The organism is Acidovorax sp. Leaf78, from assembly GCF_001422735.1.
Taxonomy (GTDB): domain Bacteria; phylum Pseudomonadota; class Gammaproteobacteria; order Burkholderiales; family Burkholderiaceae_C; genus Acidovorax.
The window spans coordinates 75,008-94,946 of record NZ_LMLZ01000001.1; the positions used below are offsets into that span (position 1 = coordinate 75,008).

Below are 19,939 nucleotides of genomic sequence, written 5' to 3' on the forward strand. Positions count from 1 at the left end.
CAGCTCCACGGTGGCACTGGCGTGGGTCGCGCCACGTTCCACGATGGCTGGCGATCCGTTGCACGGTAGAGGGGTGCGATGAGAAAGAAGCTGATGTTTCCGGACAAAAGAACTGAGTTTTCTGACGACCACCGGGTGCGCCTGCTGCAGGGGGCAGAGGAGCTTTTCCCCGCGCTGGTCCAGGCCATGGATGCTGCGCTGTCGGACATCCAGTTCGAGACCTACATCTTCGACTTCACCAGTGCCGGGGCCGATGTGGCCCAGGCGCTGATGCGGGCTGCAGCGCGCGGCGTGCGCACCCAGCTGGTGGTGGACGGCGTGGGCACCGGCGCCCTGCCGCCCGAGTGGGCCGAGCGCTTCACGGACGCTGGCGTGCAGTACCGCGTGTACTCGCCGCTGGGGCCCCTGGGCCTGCTGCTGCCGCACCGCTGGCGCCGCCTGCACCGCAAGCTGTGCGTGGTGGACGGCTGCATGCTGTTTTGCGGCGGCATCAACGTGCTGGATGATTTTCACGACCCCAACTATGGCCGGCTCGATGCACCGCGCTTCGATTTTGCCGTGCAGGCCTCCGGCAGCCTGGTGACCAGCGCCAGCGAGACCATGGACCAGCTGTGGTGGCGCATGCAGGCCGTGCGCGACGCGCGCGAGCGCCGCCTGCCCGAGGCGCTGCAGGCCCTGCGCGTCGCCAGTGCCGCCAAGCATGCGGCCGAGGCGGCGGACGACGCCACGCCCCCCATGCGCGCCGCGCTGGTGCTGCGCGACAACGTGCGCAACCGCAGCCGCATCGAAAAGGCCTACCGCCGCGCCATCGGATCGGCGCGGCACGAGGTCATCATCGCCAACGCCTACTTCATGCCCGGCGGCAAGCTGCGCCGCGCGCTGGTGATGGCGGCGCGCCGCGGCGTGCGTGTGCGGCTGCTGCTGCAGGGGCGCTATGAGTACTTCATGCAGTACCACGCGGCGCGGCCGGTGTACGGCGCGCTGCTGGATGCGGGCGTGGAGATCCATGAATACGCGCCGAGCTTTCTGCACGCCAAGGTGGCGGTGGTCGATGCCATGGGCGAGCGGCCCTGGGCCACGGTGGGATCGTCCAACCTGGACCCCCTGAGCCTGCTGCTGGCGCGCGAGGCCAACGTTGTGGTGGAAGACGCCGCCTTTGCCGCCGACCTGCGCCAGCGCCTGGTGGACGCCATGCAGCACGCCGGCCGTCGCATGGACCCCGCGCGCTACGCGGGCCGCCCGCTGCGCCAGCGGGTGTTGGACCGCATCGCGTTCGGCCTGATGCGCCTGGCGCTGTGGATCACCGGAAAAAGTTATTGAAGCCTGTTGAGCCCCCTGAGCGGCTGCGCCGCTTCCCCCTCAGGGGTACGCCACCGGTGGCCCGGCGAAGCCGGTTCCACGGTGGCACTGGTGTGGGGGCGCGCCGGTTGCAGAGTTCGCGGGGAAGGCAATGTCCAGGAAGGGGTTCGGTACCTGTCTGTATGGAATGCTATGAATTTAATAGCTGCTAGCGCTTGCCTATCAAGCGGTAGAGGCCAAAACCCCTTGAAATCTGAGGTGTGTCATTCGCTGTTACGATTCTGGCCATGTCCAGCCCCACTGCCGCCGATATGACGCCCACTCCGCCGGATGAAGGCACGCCTGTCTCCATCAAGATCCGGGAGCGCCTCGCAGCGGCCCGCAAGCGCTTTCATGCCAACGACAACATCTCCGAGTTCATCGAGCCCGGCGAGCTGGAGAAGCTGCTCGACGAGGTCGAGGTCAAGATGCAGGGCGTGCTCGACAGCCTGGTGATCAACACCGACGGCGACCACAACACCAACAACACCGCGCGGCGCGTGGCCAAGATGTACCTGAACGAGGTGTTTAAAGGCCGCTACGTCGCCCAGCCGCCCATCACCGAGTTTCCCAACGCCGAGCACCTGAACGAGCTGATGATCGTCGGCCCCATCACCGTGCGCAGCGCCTGCAGCCACCACTTCTGCCCGGTCATCGGCAAGATCTGGATCGGTGTGATGCCCAACGAGCACACCAACGTGATCGGCCTGTCCAAATACGCGCGCCTGGTGGACTGGGTCATGGGCCGCCCACAGATCCAGGAAGAAGCCGTGGTGCAGCTGGCCGACCTGATCATGGAAAAGACCCAGCCCGACGGCCTGGCCATCGTGATGGAGGCCAGCCACTTCTGCATGTCCTGGCGCGGTGTGCGCGAGATGGACAGCAAGATGATCAACTCGGTGATGCGTGGCGTGTTCCTCAAGGACCCCGCGCTGCGCCGCGAATTTTTGTCCCTCATCCCCGGAAAGAACTGACCCATGCTCGTACGCCTGCTTTACGCCAGCCGCGCTGTGGACACCTCTCCCGCAGCCATCGAAGCCATCCTCACGCAATCGCGCCAGCACAACCCGGGCTGCGGCATCACCGGCGTGCTGTGCTACGGCGGTGGCGTGTTCCTGCAGGCCATCGAAGGCGGGCGCTCCGCGGTGAGCGACCTGTACGGCCACATCCAGAAGGATGCGCGCCACAAGAACGTGGAGCTGCTGCACTACGAAGAGATTGCGGAGCGCCGCTTCGGCGGCTGGACCATGGGGCAGGTGAACCTGTCCAAGATCAACCATTCGATCCTGCTCAAGTACTCCGAAAAGCCCGAACTCGACCCGTATGCGGTGTCGGGCAAGGTGTCGTTCGCGCTGCTCGAAGAACTGATGGCCACCGCGTCCATCATCGGTAGAGCTTAGGAACACCCCCCTGAGTCGCTGCGCGCCTTCCCCCCGCTCTCGCATTGCTGCGCAATGCGGGCAGGGGACGCCACCAGTGCGGCGGGGCGGCCCTTGCACGGTGGCTGCTGGCTGGGACAGCGCCAGTTGCATGCGCCGTGCGGGTGGCATGGCACGTCTCCTCACTGACTGTTCGCGCGCCACACGGCCGCAGTTCCAGACGGCGCTGCGGCTTTTTGCATTCATGTCCCTCGCTCCCTCTGAACCGTGACCCTCACCGCCTTCGCCCTTATCATCGTCGCCGGCCTTATCCACGCGTGCTGGAACATCGCCGCCAAGAAGGCGGGGGGCGATGCGCGCTTTGCGTTCTTCACCTCGGCGATCATGATGGTCTTCTGGGCGCCGCTGGGCTGGTGGCTGGGGCGCGATGTGGTGCCGCTGTGGGGTGCGGTGGAGTGGGGCTTCGTGGTGGCCAGCGGGCTGCTGCACGTGGCGTACTACGTGATCCTGCTGCGGGGCTACCGCAAGGCCGACCTCACCGTGGTGTACCCGCTGGCGCGGGGCTCAGGGCCGCTGCTGTCGTCGCTGGTGGCCATCACGGTGCTGGGCGAGCGCATCTCTGCGCTGGGTGCCGTGGGCATCGCGGGCGTGGTGGGCGGCGTGTTCCTCATCGCGGGCGGCCCGGGCCTGCTGCGCGCGGCGCACGACCCCGCGGCGCGCGAACGCGTGCACAAGGGCATTGCCTACGGGCTGCTCACCGGGGCCTTCATCGCCAGCTACACGGTGGTGGACGGCTATGCGGTCAAGATACTGCTGATGTCCCCCATCCTCGTCGACTACATGGGCAACTTCGTGCGCGTGGGCTTGCTCGCGCCGGTGGTGCTGCGCGATGTGCGCACCGCCCGCACGCTGTGGCTTGCGCAGTGGCGCTTTGCGCTGCTGGTGGCGGTGGTGAGCCCCGTGGCCTATGTGCTGGTGCTGTACGCCATGCGCGAGGCGCCCATGTCCCACGTGGCGCCGGCGCGCGAGGTGTCCATGCTGTTCGCCGCCCTCATCGGCGGGCATCTGCTGGGTGAGGGCGACCGGGCGGCGCGCATTTGCGGCGCGCTGTGCATTGCAGCCGGGGTGACGGCCCTGGCGCTGGGGTAGACCCATGGCGCCAGACGTCACCGCTCCGATGCTGCTGGGCTGCGATTTTTCCAGCAGCCCCAGCCGCCGCAAGCCCATCGTGCTGGCCCTCGGGCAGCGCCAGGGAGCGCGGGTGCAGCTGCAAGCGCTGGAGCGCTTCGACACACTGTCGGCGTTCGGCCAATGGCTTGCGCAGCCGGGCACCGGGTCTCAGAACGGCTCTCAGGACGCATCGCCGGGCGGCTGGGTCGGCGGCTTCGACCTGCCTTTCGGCCTGCCGCGCGAGCTGGTGGAGACCTTGGGCTGGCCCACCGACTGGCTCGCCTGCATGCAGCACTACCGCAGCCTGGGCCGCGAGCAGATCCGCACGCGGTTCGCGGCGTTCTGCGACGCGCGCCCCGTGGGCGGCAAGTTTGCACACCGCGCCACCGATGGGCCCGCAGGCTCCAGCCCGTCGATGAAATGGGTTAACCCGCCTGTGGCCTACATGCTGCACGCAGGGGTGCCGCTCCTGATCGATGCCGGTGTGCACCTGCCGGGCCTGCACGCGGGCGACCCGTCGCGCGTGGCGCTGGAGGCCTACCCCGGCCTGCTCGCGCGCGAGGTGCTGCAGCGGCGCAGCTACAAAAGCGACGACCGCACCAAGCAAACGCCCGACCGGCTCATCGCCCGCAAGGACCTGGTGAACGCGCTGGAGATCGGCCAGACCCGGCTGGGCCTGCGCCTGAAGCTCAGCCACGCGCAGCGCGATGCCCTGGTGGATGATGCCAGCGGCGACAGCCTGGACGCCGTGCTGTGCCTGGTGCAGGCCGCGTGGGCCCAGCAGCGCCATGCCGAGGGCGATGCGCTCTACGGCCTGCCTGCGGGGCTGGATGCGCTGGAGGGTTGGATCGTGACGGCGCCTGCCGTGCCCGCGGCAGGCTGAGTCGCGGCGCCACATCGGCAGGGCCGAGGGGCGGGGCCGTGCGCCTCAGCCGCCCGGCAGCGTGACGGTCACTTCAGACCCGCTGGCCTGCACCTGCACGCCCAGGGGTTGCGCCAGTTGCAGCAGCGCGGCCAGGTCCAGGGCCGGGGGCTGTGCCAGGCCGGCCGAACGCGCCGCGGTATCCGCGTCCATCAGCCGCGTGGCGGTGGATGCGCCCCGGGCCTGCACACGCACGCTGAAGGGGCCGGCAGGCGCCACGGTGATCTGGGCGGGCACCGGGCTCGATTGTTCCGCCAGGTGGTAGATGGCGCCCAGCACCACGTACAGCAGGGTGTGGGGCACCTGGGTGTCGTCGTCCCAGCCCGGCAGGTCCGCAGGCAGCGGCTCCATCTCGGTACCGCTGACCATCAGCGCGGGGCGGGCCAGCTCGATGGCTTCGTCCACCAGGGCGCGCACCTTGTGGCGGTCGTTGATCTGCAGGTCCCACAGCCGCAGGCGGCGGATGTGGTGGGCGATCTCGCCCAGTTGTTCCTCGATCTGCTCCACGCGCTCCACCGCCTGCTCGGGCGTCATGTCGCCCTTGGCCAGGCGGCGCTTGAGCAGCATGGTGCCCATGCGCATCACCGACAGCGGGCCGGCCACGTCGTGGCGCAGCACCGGGATGGCGCGCATCAGGATGGCGTGCTGCAGGCCGGCATCGGTCAGCGCGTCGGAAGACGGGCCCGGTGCGGAAGGGGGGCGTTTTTTGGTGGCCAAAGCGGGTGGGGGTATGGGGGGTGTCGGAACTGTCAGTGAGGATCAGGCGGCGGGCGGCTGCAGCGCTGCGGCGCACTGGGCGAGCACGTTGTCGAAGGCGTCGAAATCGAGCGGCTTGCCCAGGATGAAGTCGAACTGCCCTGTCTCCGTACCCACGCTGACGCCCGATGCCATGCCGGTGATGGCGATCGCAAAACACCGGCCTGCACCGTGGTCAGCCACCGTGGCCCGTAGCAACGGGAGCAGTTCGGAGCCCTGCATGTCCGGGAGGTTCTGGTCCACCAGGAAAATCTGCGCCGGCTTCTCGCGCGCCAGGGCCAGTGCCTGTGCGGCCGTGGCTGCAGTGCGGATCGCATGGCCTTCCATCGTGAGCAGCTCTTGCAGCAGCTCCGTGGCATCGAGGTTGTCGTCAACGAGGAGGATATCGAGCGGCATGGCTGTCTGGAGCGGGTGGAATATCAGGAGGTGGCGCTGACCGGGGCTGCGCCGCCAGCGTCCGTCTGCGGCAGGTGCACCGTGAACACCACGTGCGGCGGCTGGTGCGTATACACAATGGTACCCCCATGGCCTTGCGCGATCTGGTGGGCGATGTACAGGCCCAGGCCCAGGCCGGAGCGGTTGCGCTCGTTGCCCACGGACGAGGACTTGAAGGGAGTGAACAGGTTGGCGGCCACCGCCGGGTCGATGGGCGGCGCCACATTGCGCACCTCGATGAGCACGCCGTTTTGCGCGCCCCGTGCGTGCACATGGATGGGCTGGCCCGCATCCCCGTGGTGGCGGGCGTTGCTGATGAGGTTGGAGACCACCTGCGCAATGCGGTCGGGGTCGGCCTGTGCGTCCAGGCGCTCGGGCAGGTGGATCTCGATCTGCGTGCCGGGGTGGGCGGTGCGCGCCTCGTCCACCAGATCGGCGAGCAGTTGCACCACGTCGACGGTCTTGAGCTGCAGGTTCAGGCCCAGCCGGCTTTGCAGGCGGGACATGTCCATCACCTGGCTCACCAGGCGCTGCATGCGGTTGCTGGACGACTGGATGCGCTGGCCGATCCGGCCGGTGTTGCCGTCCGCGGCGTTGTTCTTCTCCAGCACCCGCGCGGCCATGCTGATGGAGTGCAGCGGGTCGCGCAGGTCGTGGCCGAGCACCGCCATCAGGTGCGCGCGCGCGTCGTTCAGCTCGGCATGGCGGGTGGTCTGGGCGCGCACCAGCTCGGCCAGCAGCTGGCGGGCGGTGTCGAGCTCGTCCGCCGTCCAGGGCTCGGACTTGGAGCGCACGATTTCCTTCCACAGGTCGAACGAGCCGCGGGGCGTGAGGCGCGGGCCCAGCGGGCCGGCACGCACTTCCTTTTCAGGCTTGCCGCCCCAGTTGATGGTCTCGATCTGCTCCTTGCGCAGAAACACCAGCCAGCTGCCCCGGGTACGGTCCAGCGGCAGGGCCAGCGCGCCGCACCAAGGGGCCAACTGCAGCCCGATCTCGGGTGCGTCCAGGGGCAGTGCATGCGTGTTGTAGATGCCGCTGCCGCCTTGCGTGGCATCGAGCCACTGCAGAAGGACCTTGGCAGCGGCGTCGGTCACGCCGCCTTCGGTGCACAGCTTGCTGTGTTCCGACACGATGATGGCGTCGGCGCTCATCGAGCAGGCCAGCGCGCCGGCGTGCGAGCACAGGGCTGTGAACTCGTCATCGGAGTGCAGCACCTGCTCCATCACCCGCATGCGCAGCTCGGTCACCTTCTGCTGGCGCGCGGCCTCCTTGCGCGCCAGGGCGGCCTGTATATTGGCGCCCAGCACCTGTGCCATCACGTCGCAGGCCATGCGCACGCTGTAGGGCACCTGGCGAGGGCCCATGTGGTGGCAGGCCAGCAGCCCCCACAGCCGGTTGTTGATGACGATGGAGATGCTCATCGACGCACCCACGCCCATGTTGGTCAGGTACTCGATGTGGATGGGCGACACGCTGCGCAGGATGCTGGCGCTCAGGTCCAGCGGCGCGCCGCCGACCGGCACCAGCGGCACCGGCGTGGCCCGCACATCGGCAATGAGGCGCAAGGTGTTGGCCACGTACAGCGCCCGGGCCTGCGCCGGGATGTCGCTGGCCGGGTAGCGCCGGCCCAGGTAGGCATCCAGAAAATCCGCACGCGACTCGGCCACCACATCGCCGCTGCTATCCTGGCGAAAGCGGTAGGCCATGACGCGGTCGAACCCTGTCAGGGTCTTGATCTCCTGGGTTGCCAGCTGCAGCAGGTCGTTGATGGCAGGGCGCGGGCGGCGCAGCTTCTCCATGGCGCGGTGGGCCTGCATCGCAAAGCCAGCCAGTGCATCGGTGGACTCCTGGCGTGCCTCGAACTCCAGCACCAGCAGCTCCTGCGACTGGTGCAGCACCACGTCGAAGCTGCGGCCTTCGGCCTCCAGCTCGGAAGGCATCGGCAGCTCGCCCGTGCCCGCCAGCGTGGCCAGGCCCTCGTCGAGCAGGTCGCGCAACAGCGCGTGGCGGGCGATCAGCGGCGTGTCGCGCAGTGCCTGTCCCGGGGCTACGGCGCAGCCCAGCATGGCTGCCACGTTGGTGCTGGCATGGCGCACCGTGCCCGCCTTGTCGACGGCGATCAGGGCGCCGTGGGACTGGATCGAGCCCGGGATGTGGATGGGCTCGCGGTCGCAGTTTTCCAGCGTCGGGCGTGCCGCGTCGGCGCCGCCGCCGGCGGATGCTTCTGGATTCATTGCGGCAGTCCTTCAGGGGCCGGAAAATGGCTTTGCAGCCCGGCAAAGGCTGCGGTGGCCCCAAGGCACGCAGCCTCCAGGGCGGCGGGTGATGGTGTCACGTGCTGGCGCAGCAGCGAGATGAACAGCTTCCAGCGCGCCCCGGTGGCGGCACCGTCGCCATGCAGATAACGCAGGGGGTGCGGCGCCAACCGTGGCGACAGCTGCCGGTACAGCACCTGTCCACCCAGCTGGGAGCCCTCCACCACATAGGCGAACCCCCACCGCACCGCGTGCGGCTGTGCCGGGTGGCGGGCCAGGGCCTGCGCCGCAAGCTGCCCAGCGGCAGCGCTGGGCAACGGCCAGCTTCCGGGCGTGCCGGTGGCAGTGGTGGTCAGTGGCGGGATGTCTTGCAGATCGGATTCCAGGGCAGCCAATCGGGGGGCTGGCATGAAAACAAAGCCCGGTATCGTCGCTTGAAGCATCTGCAGATGAGGCCACAGCGCCTGTAGCCACGCGGCCAGTGCACGGGCATGCGCCTTGTATTCTTCCAGCGATGCATCGGGTCGGCCAATGGCGAGGTGGGCATCGAGCCGGGCGTGCTGCGCGGCAGTGGCACTGCGCAGTGCCTGCAAGGGGTCCGCGCACGCAGTGGGCGGCAGTTCGGAGACTGGGTGGCTGGAGGGCACGAACGGGGGACCAGTTAGGAAGCGGATTGCATAAGCTCGGGGCACTGCGCTGGCCGTGATTCTAATGATTCGCCCGGACGGGCCCTTGGCACTTTGGCCCGTAGGTGTGTCGCGGGCGCAACCATGGTGCTGATTCGGCACACTGCGCGGCGCAGCGCCTTCTGCGTGGGAGGCCGGCCCCGGCAGTCACGGCGTGGCTGTGGGGGCGGCCGGGTGGCGATGTGAGGTGCCGGTCACGCGTGGCGATGCGGCATTCGCGCCGCTTTTCGGGCGATCGCGCCGCGCCGCGGGGCATACCATGCTGGTCATACCACCGGACCCCGCTTTCACCATGCCCGCTCTCAGCCATTGGCCCGCACTGGCCATCGCCACCGCCCTCGGCAGCCTGCTCGCCGCGCCGGGGCATGCCGCGCCGGCGCCCTGGTACTACTGGCGCAGCCTGGTCGATGGCGCGCGGGTGTGCGCGCAGACGTCCCCCGGGCAGGGCTGGGAGCGTGACAGCGCCGCCCATGAAGGCCCCGGCTGCCAGCCCCGGCGCAAGGTGCTGGTCATTCCCATGCGCTGAGACCGAGGGCGTGGCCGCACCCGCCTTGCTTTGTTATAAAAAGCATAGCTAACAACGCACGCCGCATAAGCGGTAGGCTGCAACTTCTTGGCATTGCTGTGCATGCATTCGATAATGCAGCCATGACCGAACTGATCCTGGTCCGCCACGGCGAAACCGACTGGAACCGCGAGCTGCGCTTTCAGGGCCACGTGGACATCCCCCTGAACGCCACCGGCCACGAACAGGCCCGCCGCCTGGCCGACCGCCTGGCCGCCGAGAAGCTGGCGGTGGACCACCTGGTCTGCAGCGACCTCATCCGCACGCAGGAGACCGCCTCCCCGGCCCTGCAGGTGCTGTTTCCGCAACTGCGCATTGACGCCCTCACCGACAGCAGCCTGCGCGAGCAGAACTTCGGCATCGTGGACGGCAAGCGGGTGGACGACGTCAAGCTCGACCATGCCGATGCGTGGAACCAATGGCTGCGCTTCGAGGCCGACTACGGCATGCCCGGCGGCGAGACCACCCGCCAGTTCCACACCCGCGTGATGGACGCCGTGCGCCGCATCGCACAGCAGTACCAGGGCCAGAAGGTCATGGTCGTGACCCACGGCGGCGTGCTCGACATGATCTGGCGCACCGCCCGCGGCACGGGTCTCGACGGCCCCCGCCAGAGCGACATCCCCAACGCGGGACTCAATCGCGTGCGGGTGAGCGGCGACGTGGTGGAGGTGCTGGACTGGGCGGACGTGCGGCACTTGGCGGCCTTGCCGGCGCAGCCGGTGTATGACCAGAAGAAGCTGGTGGTGCGGTAGGGCCGCTCACGGAGCCGCGTAGACGATGCCCGGGCGCGTTCCTTCCAGGTCATCCGTGAGGCGGTCCAACACAGGCTTAGGCTCGAAAGCCAGCCCCAGTGGAACAAAGCGGTAGTCGCCTTTCCGGTTGGTGAACACCGCGAGCCCTCCGGGCGAGACAGTGATGGCGTGCCAGTCGTCGGCCACACGCTCGTCGGTCAAGGTCTTGACCAGCTTTCCGTCTTCTCCATAGATGCGGATTTCGCCCGTGGCCGCCAGCTTCTGGCCGCCGTCGACCGGGGTCATCCTGTTGACTCCATGCAGCAGATATTTGCCCCCGGGCGCCAGGATGAGGGTGGGCTGTGGATCCGTGCCCGGCAAGCCGTCGATGCGCTGGACGCTGCGCCGTGCACGGTCGATCATTGCCACGGCGGCATCGTTCGTGTCGGTGGCGGTGTATTCGACGAGCACGGTATCGGCGGACCATGCCAGCGGATTGGCGAGCCCCAGGGTATCGCCACGTGCGAACTGGGAGGCCTCGGCGAGCATGTCCGCGGCGGCGTCCTTTTCTGGAGGGATCGCTTCCCATCGCTGGTCGGCATTGAGGGTGACGCGCGGTGGCGCTCCGTTGAGCACGTCGAACGAACCCAGGTCCTGCCGTGCGCGGAGCGTCCAGCCTGGCATATCAAAGGTGAGCAGGCTGTATGGCTTGCGCCCATCGGCGTCATTGCGCGACAGGCGGTCCGATGCAACGATGTGGACGGCCCCTGCGGAGCCAGCCTCCTGACCTTGGGATTCGGCAGGCCGTGCCAGGCAGCTGTCTGGGCGCACCCCAGGCCCTGGCAGCGGGGCTACGGCCGCGGGTGTGCCGCTGCGCGCAGAGAGCTGAAAGCTCCCTACCTTGGCTTGCTGCGACAGATCGAGCTGGTCCACCGTGCCGTTGCAGTACACGACATGGAGGAGCGGACGATCGGCAGCTTGCGCAGGTGCGCTGGCCGTCCCGGACGTTGTACGCGGAGTTTCTGCCTCGCGTGAGCAGCCCCCGAGAAAGACGACCAACGCAAGCGCAGCGGTCTGCATCAGGACTGCGCAGTGGCGAGGTGCGGACGTGGGCATTCGGAGTTCCACGGTCAGAAATCCGATTGGGCGAGCACGTTCTCGACGTAGTTGGGGTCTCCTACCGTGCCCCGGTCGGCCACCGGCACACGTTCCCACTCGGCGAAGCCGCGCGTGCCGCTGCCGTCGACGGTGACGAAGAGCACTCCGTTGTCCTGCCGCACGCGGTATTCATGCAAACCGTTGGCGTAGCCGTTGAACCCGCGCAGCGTGTCGAGTTCAAGCTGCTCGGGCGTGTAGTCCGGCAATTCAACGGGCAGTGCTGGAAGTCCCTGCGCGGTGCGAGCCCGATTCCATGCAGTCACCAAGTTTTTAAAACGCTCTCCGGTGCGTACGTTGCGAGGATAACTTTTCGCAATGCGCTCCTTCTCCTGGTACAGCGCCCAGCCTCCGCGCACATTGTCCTTCCAGTTCCAGGTTTGGTCCGCCGTAGGCGCCGGGCGGGTGAGCTGGCACAGGCCTACGCCGCCCAGACCGTCGCTGCTGTACTTGGGCCAGTTGCTCGGGGTGCGGAATTGCTGGAGGGAGCTCTCCTGCCGCATCTTCTTGCGAAAGACAGGGCGGTTGGCTCCGATGCTGTTGGCGAAGGCGCGTATGGCCGTACCCGTGGGGTTGGTGCCCACGACGGTCCAACTGGCACGCGCGCGCTGCTCAGTGGTTCCCACGCGCATGATCACCTGCACGGTCAGCAGGCCGCCGCGCACTTCGGTGAACGGAATGCGCCATGTGGGACTGAGTCCCGTCAGCGGTGCGATGCGGCTGTGCTGCGTGCTCCGCCCTCCACCAAAAGAGACGTTGGTCGGTGGAGCACTGCCATCGAACGCGAGCGTCGCCGACCACTCGTACGTTGGTGCCGGCCCGCTCGGTATGGGCTGGCCCTGCATTACGGCAGTGACCGTGACGGTGGGCATCGTGGCATCGTCTGTGATCGAGAATCGAGGTCCTGCGGGTTGGCTGGTGATGGCGAGCGGCATATGAAAAGGGCGGTGAATGCGTTGCTGCAGACGTCAACGTTGCGTTCGCTCTTCGATTCTCACGCGCCAATGTGCCAGCTTGTTCTGCGCGCCAGGCTTTGTTGTATCTTGATGTGAGTGGGTGCAGAAATCGCAAGACGGGTGGTGAAGCGCTGCGGGTCCCGCACACGGTGCGGGACCCGCGCCGCGGCAGCGGCTGACAGGTGCACAGAGGCTTTCTGGCTTAGAGCGCAGGCAACCCCAACGCCCCATTCACCACCCCCACCTGCCGAGCCAGCCTCACCGACTCCGGCTGCGCATTTGACAAGGGCTGCAGCAGGTTCTGCACCGCCGCCCACTGCCCGTTGCGCTGCAGCGCATCCAGCCAGATCTGGTGGAACAGGTCGCGCTGCGCGTGGCTGCCGCCGATCTCGGTCAGGCGGGGCAATGCCAGGCCCAGTTGCCGGGCCGCGGTGGCCCAGTCGCCCTGGGCGTGCGCGAGCAGGCCTTGCGCGGCGGGTACGCAGACCTGCTGCCAGACCGTGCGTTCATGGGACTCGGTGCGGGTGGCGGCGTGGGTCTCGATGTTGCGCAGCAGGGTGAGCGCGGGTGCGGTGCGGCCTGCGCGGGCCAGGCCGTAGAGGTACTGCAGGTCGAGAAACGGCAGCACGTGGTCGGACAGGCGCAGGGCCAGGTGGTCGGCCACGTCGGCCCAGCGGGGGCCCACATCGACGCCCGCCAGCTCCAGGCGCGCCAGCAGCGAGACGGCGTTGATCTGGTCCTGCGTGTATTCCTTGACCACGCCCCAGACCTGCTGGTCGTACAGCGCCAGCACGTCGGCATGGCGGTCCTGCTCCAGCAGGAACAGGGCCTGGTGCCACCAGTTGTGGGTGACCATGAAGGAGTTCAGGCCCGTCCAGGTGTCGCTCACGCCGGCCAGGAAGTCTGTGCCTTCGGTGATGCGCCCCTGAGTCAGCATCACGTGGGCCAGCGCGTGGTGGGCCCAGGGCTCCTTGCGGCACAGGGTGACGGCGTGGCGTGCGGCGGCCTCGGCCTCGGTCAGCAGGTGGCACTGCTCCCAGCCGAAGGCCAGCATGCCGTGCAGGTAGGGCACGTCGGCGGCAGCGGGCACGGCCTGCAGGGCCATGCGCAGCATGCCGGGCGAGTCGCCGCGGTTGAACAAGTGGTACTGGCCGAGCTTGAGCGAAGCCAGGTCGCGCGGGTGCAGGCGGGCCTGCTCTTCGTGCAGGGCGATGGCGCGGGGCAGGTCGCCCTCAACCCACGCCGCCACGGCGGCCACGAAGCGCTGTTCGCGCTCGCTGGCGTGTGGCGCGCTGGCGAGGGCCTGGTCGATGAAGGGGCGTGCGTTGTGCGATGCGTCCGCCGACTCGGCAAACATATGCAGCGCCGCGCAGCAGGCCTGCACGATGGCGCTGGTGTCCGCGGCCGCGCCGAGCACGTTCACCGCGCGGGCTTCGCAGGCGATGAAGCCTTCCACGAAGTCATTGAGCGCCGCCAGGCTGGCCGCATCGTGCAGCGTGGCGGGGTTGCCCAGGCTGTCGGTCAGGGGCGTGTGTGGCTGTGGCTGCATGGTGAGAGCATGGTGGCGGCCGCCGCGGTCAGCCGCCCTTGATCAGGGCCAGGTAGGCGTTGCGCGTCTCGGCCGACACGGAGGCGACGAGTTGTTCGTGCGGGGTCTGGTGGCGGGCCAGCATGCGGGCGGTGGCGATGGTCTTGGACTTGCAGAACCAGTGGCAGGTGTGCTGCATGAGGAAGAGCTCGGCCGTCATCATGTAGGCCCGGTCCTTGGGCGACAGGTGGCCGGTGTTCTGCACCACGTGGGCGATGCCGCGCGCGTGGATGGCCAGGGCCTTGCGCATGTCGAAGGTCAAGGCGGGCAGCACTTTTTCGACGAACGGAAAGGCCATGGACAGGCGGCTGACCCGCGTGCTTTCTTCGCTCATCTTGGCGAAGTCGGCGGCGAAGCGGTTGAACTGCTCGCTCAGCTGCAGCTCGGTGGTGCTCAGCAGGCTCCAGATCTGGCCGCGGCGTTCGTCGGTGCCTTCGCCCAGTGCGCGCAGGTAGCCGTCGGTCAGCGCCTCCATGAGCTTTTCGATCTGGTAGTTGGCCAGGTGGCTGCCCAGCAGCACGATGCGCTTGCGCTGCTCTTTGGCGTTGAGCATGAAGGTGCCGGTGGCGATGAGGATCGCCATGATGAGGATGTCCATGCTGTGGTGACGTAGTGCGTTGAGGCCCCGGTGTGCGCTGGCCGCAGAAAAAGAACACGCCGGACGGCCGGCGCCTGTGCCCCCCGAGCGTACCAACAACTGCGGCGCGCGAGGCACAGGGGAAGAACCTGTTCTCAGTCCAAGTCCAAATCCGAGTCTAAGCCGCAGGCGGCAGCGGCCAGGGGCGCTGCGGGTCGCGGATCTGCTCGAACGCGTGCGCCACCTGCAGCACGCCCAGGTCGTCGAAGCGCGCACCGGCGATCTGCAGCCCGATGGGCAGGCCGGTGGACGTGTAGCCGCAGTTGACCGACGCTGCAGGCTGCTCGGACATGTTGAACGGCACGGTGAAGCCGATGTGCTCCAGCGGGCGCAGCGGGTCGTTGGTGGGCGAGGGCAGTTCGGCCTGGAAGGCGGGCATGGGCGCCACGGGCGAGATCACGTAGTCGAACGCGCTGCAGGCTTTGACAGTGGCCACGCGCGTCAGGTGGAACTGGTGGCTGGCGTTGAAGACTTCGGTGCCGCTCATGCCGGCAGCGCTGTCCGCCCAGGTGCGGATGTACGGCAGCACCTTGTCGCGGCGCTCTGCGGGCAGGGCCTGCAGGTCGATGTGCGAGCGCATGCGCCAGAAGTGGTCCATGCCGTCGAGCATGGCCTGGGTCATGAAGGGCTGCAGGGGCACGATGGTGGCGCCCGCGGCCTCCATCAGGCGCGCCGCGCGCTCGATGGCGGCCTTGACTTCAGGCTCCACGGGCAGGCCGCAGCCGGCGTCCAGCAGCAGGCCGATCTTCAAGCCTTGCAGGCCGCGCGTGCGCTCGGCCCGCTGGTCGAACTGGCCCCAGGCGATGTCCTGCGCGGGCAGGCTCATGCTGTCGCGCGCGTCGGGCTGGCTGAGCACCTGCATCATCAGCGCGGCGTCGGCCACGGTGCGGGTCATCGGCCCCGCGGCGCGGCCGGTGTACGGTGGGTCGATGGGGATGCGGCCCAGGCTGGGCTTGAGGCTGAAGATGCCGCACCAGCTGGCCGGCAGCCGCAGCGACCCACCGATGTCGGTGCCGATGTGCAGCGGGCCGTAGCCTGCAGCGGCTGCCGCACCCCCGCCTGCGCTGGAGCCGCCGGGGCCCTTGCTGGTGTCCCACGGGTTGCGCGACAGCGGGTGGAAGGTGGACAGGCCCGAAGACAGCATGCCGTAGTCGGGCATGGTGGTCTTGGCGACGATGACGGCGCCGGATTCGCGCATGCGTGCAGCCGGTGGTGCGTCGGCCGACGCGGCCAGCAGTTCCACGGCTGCGGTGCCCAGGGGCGTCGGGTCGCCCTGCGTGGCGATGTTTTCCTTGATGGTGCTGGGCACGCCGTCCAGCAGGCCCTGGGGCTCGCCCTTGTGCCAGCGGGCTTCCGACGCACGGGCCTGTTCAAGCGCAGCCTCGGGCCGCAGCAGGTAGGTGGCCTGGATGTGGGGCTCCCAGCGCTCGATGTGCGCCAGCACTGCCTGCGTGACCTCTACCGGAGAGAGTGTGCGCTGGCGGTAGGCGGCCAGGAGTTCGTGGGCGGGCAGGTCGTGCAAGGCAGTCATGTCGGGAGTTCTACAAGTAAAAAAGGCTGCTACCGCCTGCTGGTAAAGCGCTAGCAGCTATTGTTTTGGGAGCAATTCACTACCGCTCGTTTTAGTGATCCATTGCGCAGCGCGCCGCCCTCAGCCCACGAAACTGGCGCGGCCATAGCCAGTGTCCCCGTGCAAGGGCCGCCCCGCCGCACCGGGGGCGTCCCCCTCCCGACTCGCGCAGCGAGTCGAGAGAGGGGGAAGGCGCGAAGCGACTCAGGGGGTGTTTAATCTCAAGACCAGGACAGCGACGAGATATCGTTCACGAACACCGGCATGTCTTTCCACAGGCCCTTGAGGTTCTTGTTGGCCACCGTGATCCACTGGTTGGAATACAGGAACGCGTGCACCGAGTCCTGTGCCAGCAGGCGCTGCGCTTCGCCCAGAAGGCGCGAGCGGTCGGCGGGGCGGGCGGCGTTCTTGATCTGGTTGAACAGTTCGTTGAACTTGGGCGAGTTGTAGGCCCAGTAGTAGTCGGGCTTGGCGAAGTTGCCCAGGTCGAACGGCTCGACGTGGCTGATGATCGTCAGGTCGTAGTTCTTGCTGCCGTAGGTGCCGCTGAGCCACTGCGCCCATTCCACGTTCTGCAGCTTGGCGACGATGCCGATCTTGGCCAGCTGGGCGGCAATCACTTCGCCGCCCTGGCGCGCGTACGGCGTGGGCGGCAGCGTGACGGTCAGCTCCAGCGGCGTCTTCACGCCCGCTTCGGCCAGCAGCTTCTTGGCTTTTTCCACGTCGTACGGGTTCACGCCCGTGGTGTCCACATAGCCGAAAGCGCCGGGCACGTAGTGGCTGCCGATGGGCGCGCCGTAGCCGTCGGCGGCGCCTTCGATCACGGCCTTGCGGTCGATGGCGGCGGCGATGGCGCGGCGCACGCGCACGTCATCGAGCGGTTTCTTGCCGTTGTTGATGGCCAGGATGGTCTTGGCGCGCGAGCCACTCACCACCACCTGGAAGCGGGGGTTGGACTTGAACTGCGGCACACTGCGGGGCGTGACGCGCGGGAACGCATCCACATCGCCCGCCAGCAGGGCGGCCACTTGGGCGGCCGGGTCGGAGATGAAGCGGAAGGTGGCGCGCTTGATCTTGAGCGCCTTGGCATCGCGAAAGCCTTCCCACGCCGTCAGCACGATGGACGAGCCCTTGTTCCAGGCGTTGAGCTGGTAGGGGCCGGTGCCCACGGGCTTGTTGGCGTTGCCGTCGGCGCTCTTGGGCTCCACGATGATGGAGGTGGCCTGGCCCAGCACGAAGAGCAGGTCGGGGTCGATGTCCTTGTTCAGGACCACGACGGTGAAGTCGTCCACCACCTGCGTGGTGAGGTTGGCGAAGGTGCGCTTGTCCTTGTTGGTGCTCTTCTCGCCCCCTGCGCGGTCGTACGAGAACTTCACGGCGGCGGCGGTGAAGGGCTCGCCGTTCTGGAACTTCACGCCGCGGCGCAGCTTGAAGGTGTAGGTCTTGAGGTCGGGCGAGACTTCCCAGCTCTCGGCCAGCAGGGGGGAGACGCTGCCGTCGGCATTGATCTTGGTGAGCGTCTCGAAGATGTTGTACTGGACGATCTCGCCGATGGCAGATGCCGCGCCGGCGGTCGGGTCCAGGCCCGGCGGCTCCAGCGTCATGGCCAGCGTGACCGCATCTTTGCGGCTCTGCGCCAGCGCGCCGAGCGGGGTGGACAGGGGCACTGCGGCGATGGCGCCGGTGGCAAGGACGGTACGGCGGTTCAGCATGTTCGGATACTCCAGACAAAAGACCTGACAAAAAACCAGAGGACGGGCCCGGTGCAAATGGTTACCAGGGCCCACAAAAGCTTTTTACACCATCACGTGTGCATGTGGTTATGCGGTTTTCGCGGTGGCTTGTGCGGCTGCCGCCGCGCGCCGCGCGCGGGCGCGGCCGGGCTGCACCTGCGGCACGGCACCCACCAGCGACTGCGTGTAGGGGTGCTGCGCGTTGCGGAACAGTTCGGCCGGCGAGCCGCGCTCGACGATGCGGCCCTGGTACAGCACCACCACTTCGTCGCACAGGTGGTTGACCACCGCGAGGTCGTGGCTGATCAGCATGTAGGTGATGCCGAACTCGTGCTGCAGGTCCTGCATGAGGTTGAGCACCTGGGCCTGCACCGACACATCGAGCGCGCTCACGGGCTCGTCCGCCACGATGAGGCGCGGGCGGGTGATGAGGGCGCGGGCGATGGCGATGCGCTGGCGCTGGCCGCCCGAAAACTCGTGCGGGTATTTGCCCAGGTCGTTGGTGCGCAGGCCCACCTGCGACAGCACCTGGGCGGCCTGCTCGCGCTGCTCGGCGCGGCTGGTCTGGCCCTGTGCCTGCAGCGGCTCGGTCACGATGCGCTCGACCGTCTGGCGCGGGTCCAGCGATCCGTACGGGTCCTGGAACACCATCTGGAAGTCGCGCCGGGCCTCGCGCAATTCGGCCGTGGGCAGCTGGTGTAGGTTGCGGCCCAGCAGGTGCACCGTGCCCGAGGTGGGTGCGTCCAGCGCCATCACCAGGCGCGCGAGCGTGGATTTGCCCGAGCCCGATTCGCCCACGATGCCCAGGCTGCGCCCGGGGGCGACCGAAAAGCTCACGCCGTTGAGCGCCTTCACCGTGCCCGGTGGGCGAAACAGATGTTCGCGCGGCAGCGTGTATTCACGCACGAGGTCCTGGACCTGCAGCAGTGCGCCATCGGGCTGTGCTGCGGAGGTGCCTTGCGTGGAGGGAGCGATGACGTTGTTCATGCGGCCACCTCCACGACCTTGACGGCCTCTGCGCTCAGGGCCGCGGCAATGGCCTCGCGGCGGATGCAGCGCACGACGTGGTCGCCGTCGGCATCGGTGGACACCAGCGTGGGGGCTGGCTGCTCGTGGTGGCAGGCGTCGATGGTGTAGCTGCAGCGGCCGGCAAACGGGCAGCCGGCGGGCAGGTCCACCAGCTCGGGCACCGTGCCGGGAATGGTGGACAGCCGCGGGCGCTGGCCCGGCGCATGCACCGCGCCCAGGTGGGGCCGTGCAGCGAACAGGCCGCGGGTGTAGGGATGGGTCATCGCGGAGAAGACGGACGCCGTGGAGCCGCTCTCGACGACGCTGCCGCCGTACATCACCATCATGCGGTCCACGTTCTGCGAGATCACCCCCAGGTCGTGCGAGATGAGGATCAGTGCCATGTTGCGCTCGGCCACCAGGTCGCTGATGAGGTCCAGGATCTGCTGCTGGATGGTCACATCGAGCGCAGTGGTGGGCTCGTCGGCTATCAGTAAATCAGGTCCGCAGGCCAGTGCCATGGCAATGGTGATGCGCTGGCGCTGCCCGCCGGAGAACTGGTGCGGATAGGCGTCGAAGCGCTGCGCAGCGGTGGGGATGCCCACGCGGTCCAGCAGCGAGATGGCTTCCTTGCGGGCATCGGCCGCGCCCATCCCGCGGTGCAGGCGCAGCGGCTCGGCCACCTGGCGGCCGATGGTGTGCACCGGGTTCAGGGCCGTCATGGGCTCCTGGAACACCATGCCGATGCGGTTGCCGCGCATCTTGCACATCTGCGCATCGGTGCGGCCCACGAGCTCTTCGCCGTCGAAGCGGATGCTGCCGGTGACCTGCGCGCTGTCGGGCAGCAGGCCCATGAGCGACATGGCGGTGATGGATTTACCGCAGCCCGATTCACCGATCAGGCCCAGGGTTTCGCCGCGCGCCAGCGAAAAGCTCACGCCGCGCACGGCATCGGCCGGACCGCGGTGGGTCTGCAGGCGGATGCGGAGGTTGGAGACTTCAAGCAAGGGCATGGCAACAGGTCTTCATCGTTCGCAGAGTTTTTTTCAGCT

The 19,939-nt window shown here is 68.0% G+C and carries 19 protein-coding genes; 7 read left to right on the forward strand and 12 right to left on the reverse strand.

Annotation, left to right across the window (positions count from 1 at the left end; translation table 11 throughout):
- Window positions 1-78: 78 nt before the first annotated feature.
- The 5 genes from clsB to ASF16_RS00350 all read left to right on the forward strand — a co-directional run bounded on the left by clsB (window position 79) and on the right by ASF16_RS00350 (window position 4,770).
- Window positions 79-1,320: a cardiolipin synthase ClsB gene (gene clsB, locus ASF16_RS00330; protein ID WP_082516663.1), complete on the forward strand. Its 1,242-nt coding sequence runs from the start codon at window positions 79-81 to the stop codon at window positions 1,318-1,320.
- A 266-nt stretch (window positions 1,321-1,586) separates the two neighbouring features.
- On the forward strand, window positions 1,587-2,312 hold the full coding sequence (gene folE, locus ASF16_RS00335; protein ID WP_056161343.1) for a GTP cyclohydrolase I: 726 nt from the start codon (window positions 1,587-1,589) through the stop codon (window positions 2,310-2,312).
- A 3-nt stretch (window positions 2,313-2,315) separates the two neighbouring features.
- Window positions 2,316-2,738: a BLUF domain-containing protein gene (locus ASF16_RS00340; RefSeq protein ID WP_056161345.1), complete on the forward strand. Its 423-nt coding sequence runs from the start codon at window positions 2,316-2,318 to the stop codon at window positions 2,736-2,738.
- A 246-nt stretch (window positions 2,739-2,984) separates the two neighbouring features.
- Window positions 2,985-3,866, forward strand: a complete 882-nt coding sequence (locus ASF16_RS00345; protein WP_056161346.1) for a DMT family transporter — start codon at window positions 2,985-2,987, stop codon at window positions 3,864-3,866.
- 4 nt (window positions 3,867-3,870) lie between these two features.
- The gene (locus ASF16_RS00350) at window positions 3,871-4,770 is read left to right on the forward strand and encodes a DUF429 domain-containing protein (RefSeq protein WP_235507210.1); all 900 of its coding nucleotides are present in this window, start codon (window positions 3,871-3,873) and stop codon (window positions 4,768-4,770) included.
- A 45-nt stretch (window positions 4,771-4,815) separates the two neighbouring features.
- Here ASF16_RS00350 and ASF16_RS00355 read toward each other — a convergent pair whose 3' ends face one another.
- The 4 genes from ASF16_RS00355 to ASF16_RS00370 are packed head-to-tail and all read right to left on the reverse strand — an operon-like array spanning window position 4,816 to window position 8,902.
- Window positions 4,816-5,526, reverse strand: a complete 711-nt coding sequence (locus ASF16_RS00355; protein ID WP_056161350.1) for a hypothetical protein — start codon at window positions 5,524-5,526, stop codon at window positions 4,816-4,818.
- 42 nt (window positions 5,527-5,568) lie between these two features.
- Entirely contained in the window at window positions 5,569-5,961 is a 393-nt protein-coding gene (locus ASF16_RS00360; RefSeq protein WP_056161351.1) for a response regulator, read from the reverse strand.
- Window positions 5,962-5,984: 23 nt separating this feature from the next.
- The gene (locus ASF16_RS00365) at window positions 5,985-8,234 is read right to left on the reverse strand and encodes an ATP-binding protein (RefSeq protein ID WP_056161353.1); all 2,250 of its coding nucleotides are present in this window, start codon (window positions 8,232-8,234) and stop codon (window positions 5,985-5,987) included.
- A complete protein-coding gene (locus tag ASF16_RS00370; RefSeq protein ID WP_235507211.1) occupies window positions 8,231-8,902 on the reverse strand; it encodes a biliverdin-producing heme oxygenase in 672 nt (223 codons plus the stop codon). Before ASF16_RS00370 ends, ASF16_RS00365 begins: the two co-directional genes overlap by 4 nt.
- 331 nt (window positions 8,903-9,233) lie before the next feature.
- Between ASF16_RS00370 and ASF16_RS00375 the strand changes: the two genes are divergently transcribed.
- The gene (locus ASF16_RS00375; protein ID WP_056162445.1) at window positions 9,234-9,467 is read left to right on the forward strand and encodes a hypothetical protein; all 234 of its coding nucleotides are present in this window, start codon (window positions 9,234-9,236) and stop codon (window positions 9,465-9,467) included.
- A gap of 122 nt (window positions 9,468-9,589) precedes the next feature.
- Window positions 9,590-10,261, forward strand: a complete 672-nt coding sequence (locus ASF16_RS00380; protein WP_056161357.1) for a histidine phosphatase family protein — start codon at window positions 9,590-9,592, stop codon at window positions 10,259-10,261.
- A gap of 6 nt (window positions 10,262-10,267) precedes the next feature.
- Here ASF16_RS00380 and ASF16_RS00385 read toward each other — a convergent pair whose 3' ends face one another.
- The 8 genes from ASF16_RS00385 to ASF16_RS00420 all read right to left on the reverse strand — a co-directional run bounded on the left by ASF16_RS00385 (window position 10,268) and on the right by ASF16_RS00420 (window position 19,900).
- Window positions 10,268-11,173, reverse strand: coding sequence for a hypothetical protein (locus ASF16_RS00385; protein ID WP_156371819.1), 906 nt, complete (start codon window positions 11,171-11,173; stop codon window positions 10,268-10,270).
- Between the two features lie 197 nt (window positions 11,174-11,370).
- Window positions 11,371-12,330 (reverse strand): hypothetical protein, encoded by a 960-nt coding sequence (locus tag ASF16_RS00390; RefSeq protein WP_056161361.1) that lies wholly within the window; start codon window positions 12,328-12,330, stop codon window positions 11,371-11,373.
- A gap of 223 nt (window positions 12,331-12,553) precedes the next feature.
- On the reverse strand, window positions 12,554-13,900 hold the full coding sequence (locus ASF16_RS00395; RefSeq protein WP_056161363.1) for a tetratricopeptide repeat protein: 1,347 nt from the start codon (window positions 13,898-13,900) through the stop codon (window positions 12,554-12,556).
- Window positions 13,901-13,928: 28 nt separating this feature from the next.
- Window positions 13,929-14,537, reverse strand: a complete 609-nt coding sequence (locus ASF16_RS00400; protein WP_056161365.1) for a hypothetical protein — start codon at window positions 14,535-14,537, stop codon at window positions 13,929-13,931.
- A 157-nt stretch (window positions 14,538-14,694) separates the two neighbouring features.
- Window positions 14,695-16,107 carry an amidase gene (locus tag ASF16_RS00405; RefSeq protein WP_056161367.1) on the reverse strand — a complete coding sequence of 471 codons (1,413 nt, stop codon included), beginning with the start codon at window positions 16,105-16,107 and terminating at the stop codon, window positions 14,695-14,697.
- Between the two features lie 260 nt (window positions 16,108-16,367).
- Complete coding sequence (locus ASF16_RS00410) at window positions 16,368-17,858, reverse strand: ABC transporter substrate-binding protein (RefSeq protein WP_056161369.1); 1,491 nt, start codon at window positions 17,856-17,858, stop codon at window positions 16,368-16,370.
- A gap of 108 nt (window positions 17,859-17,966) precedes the next feature.
- Complete coding sequence (locus ASF16_RS00415) at window positions 17,967-18,866, reverse strand: ATP-binding cassette domain-containing protein (protein WP_056161371.1); 900 nt, start codon at window positions 18,864-18,866, stop codon at window positions 17,967-17,969.
- Window positions 18,863-19,900 (reverse strand): ABC transporter ATP-binding protein, encoded by a 1,038-nt coding sequence (locus ASF16_RS00420; protein ID WP_056161373.1) that lies wholly within the window; start codon window positions 19,898-19,900, stop codon window positions 18,863-18,865. The genes ASF16_RS00415 and ASF16_RS00420 overlap by 4 nt, the downstream gene beginning before the upstream one ends.
- Between the last annotated feature and the right edge of the window lie 39 nt (window positions 19,901-19,939).

What these genes read in the sequence shown, in the direction of transcription:
- clsB (WP_082516663.1), top strand. Translation starts at nt 79, where the DNA reads ATGAGAAAGAAGCTGATGTTTCCGGACAAAAGAACTGAGTTTTCTGAC.
- folE (WP_056161343.1), top strand. Translation starts at nt 1,587, where the DNA reads ATGTCCAGCCCCACTGCCGCCGATATGACGCCCACTCCGCCGGATGAA.
- ASF16_RS00340 (WP_056161345.1), top strand. Translation starts at nt 2,316, where the DNA reads ATGCTCGTACGCCTGCTTTACGCCAGCCGCGCTGTGGACACCTCTCCC.
- ASF16_RS00350 (WP_235507210.1), top strand. Translation starts at nt 3,871, where the DNA reads ATGGCGCCAGACGTCACCGCTCCGATGCTGCTGGGCTGCGATTTTTCC.
- ASF16_RS00360 (WP_056161351.1), bottom strand. Translation starts at nt 5,961, where the DNA reads ATGCCGCTCGATATCCTCCTCGTTGACGACAACCTCGATGCCACGGAG.
- ASF16_RS00365 (WP_056161353.1), bottom strand. Translation starts at nt 8,234, where the DNA reads ATGAATCCAGAAGCATCCGCCGGCGGCGGCGCCGACGCGGCACGCCCG.
- ASF16_RS00375 (WP_056162445.1), top strand. Translation starts at nt 9,234, where the DNA reads ATGCCCGCTCTCAGCCATTGGCCCGCACTGGCCATCGCCACCGCCCTC.
- ASF16_RS00380 (WP_056161357.1), top strand. Translation starts at nt 9,590, where the DNA reads ATGACCGAACTGATCCTGGTCCGCCACGGCGAAACCGACTGGAACCGC.
- ASF16_RS00390 (WP_056161361.1), bottom strand. Translation starts at nt 12,330, where the DNA reads ATGCCGCTCGCCATCACCAGCCAACCCGCAGGACCTCGATTCTCGATC.
- ASF16_RS00395 (WP_056161363.1), bottom strand. Translation starts at nt 13,900, where the DNA reads ATGCAGCCACAGCCACACACGCCCCTGACCGACAGCCTGGGCAACCCC.
- ASF16_RS00400 (WP_056161365.1), bottom strand. Translation starts at nt 14,537, where the DNA reads ATGGACATCCTCATCATGGCGATCCTCATCGCCACCGGCACCTTCATG.
- ASF16_RS00405 (WP_056161367.1), bottom strand. Translation starts at nt 16,107, where the DNA reads ATGACTGCCTTGCACGACCTGCCCGCCCACGAACTCCTGGCCGCCTAC.
- ASF16_RS00410 (WP_056161369.1), bottom strand. Translation starts at nt 17,858, where the DNA reads ATGCTGAACCGCCGTACCGTCCTTGCCACCGGCGCCATCGCCGCAGTG.
- ASF16_RS00415 (WP_056161371.1), bottom strand. Translation starts at nt 18,866, where the DNA reads ATGAACAACGTCATCGCTCCCTCCACGCAAGGCACCTCCGCAGCACAG.
- ASF16_RS00420 (WP_056161373.1), bottom strand. Translation starts at nt 19,900, where the DNA reads ATGCCCTTGCTTGAAGTCTCCAACCTCCGCATCCGCCTGCAGACCCAC.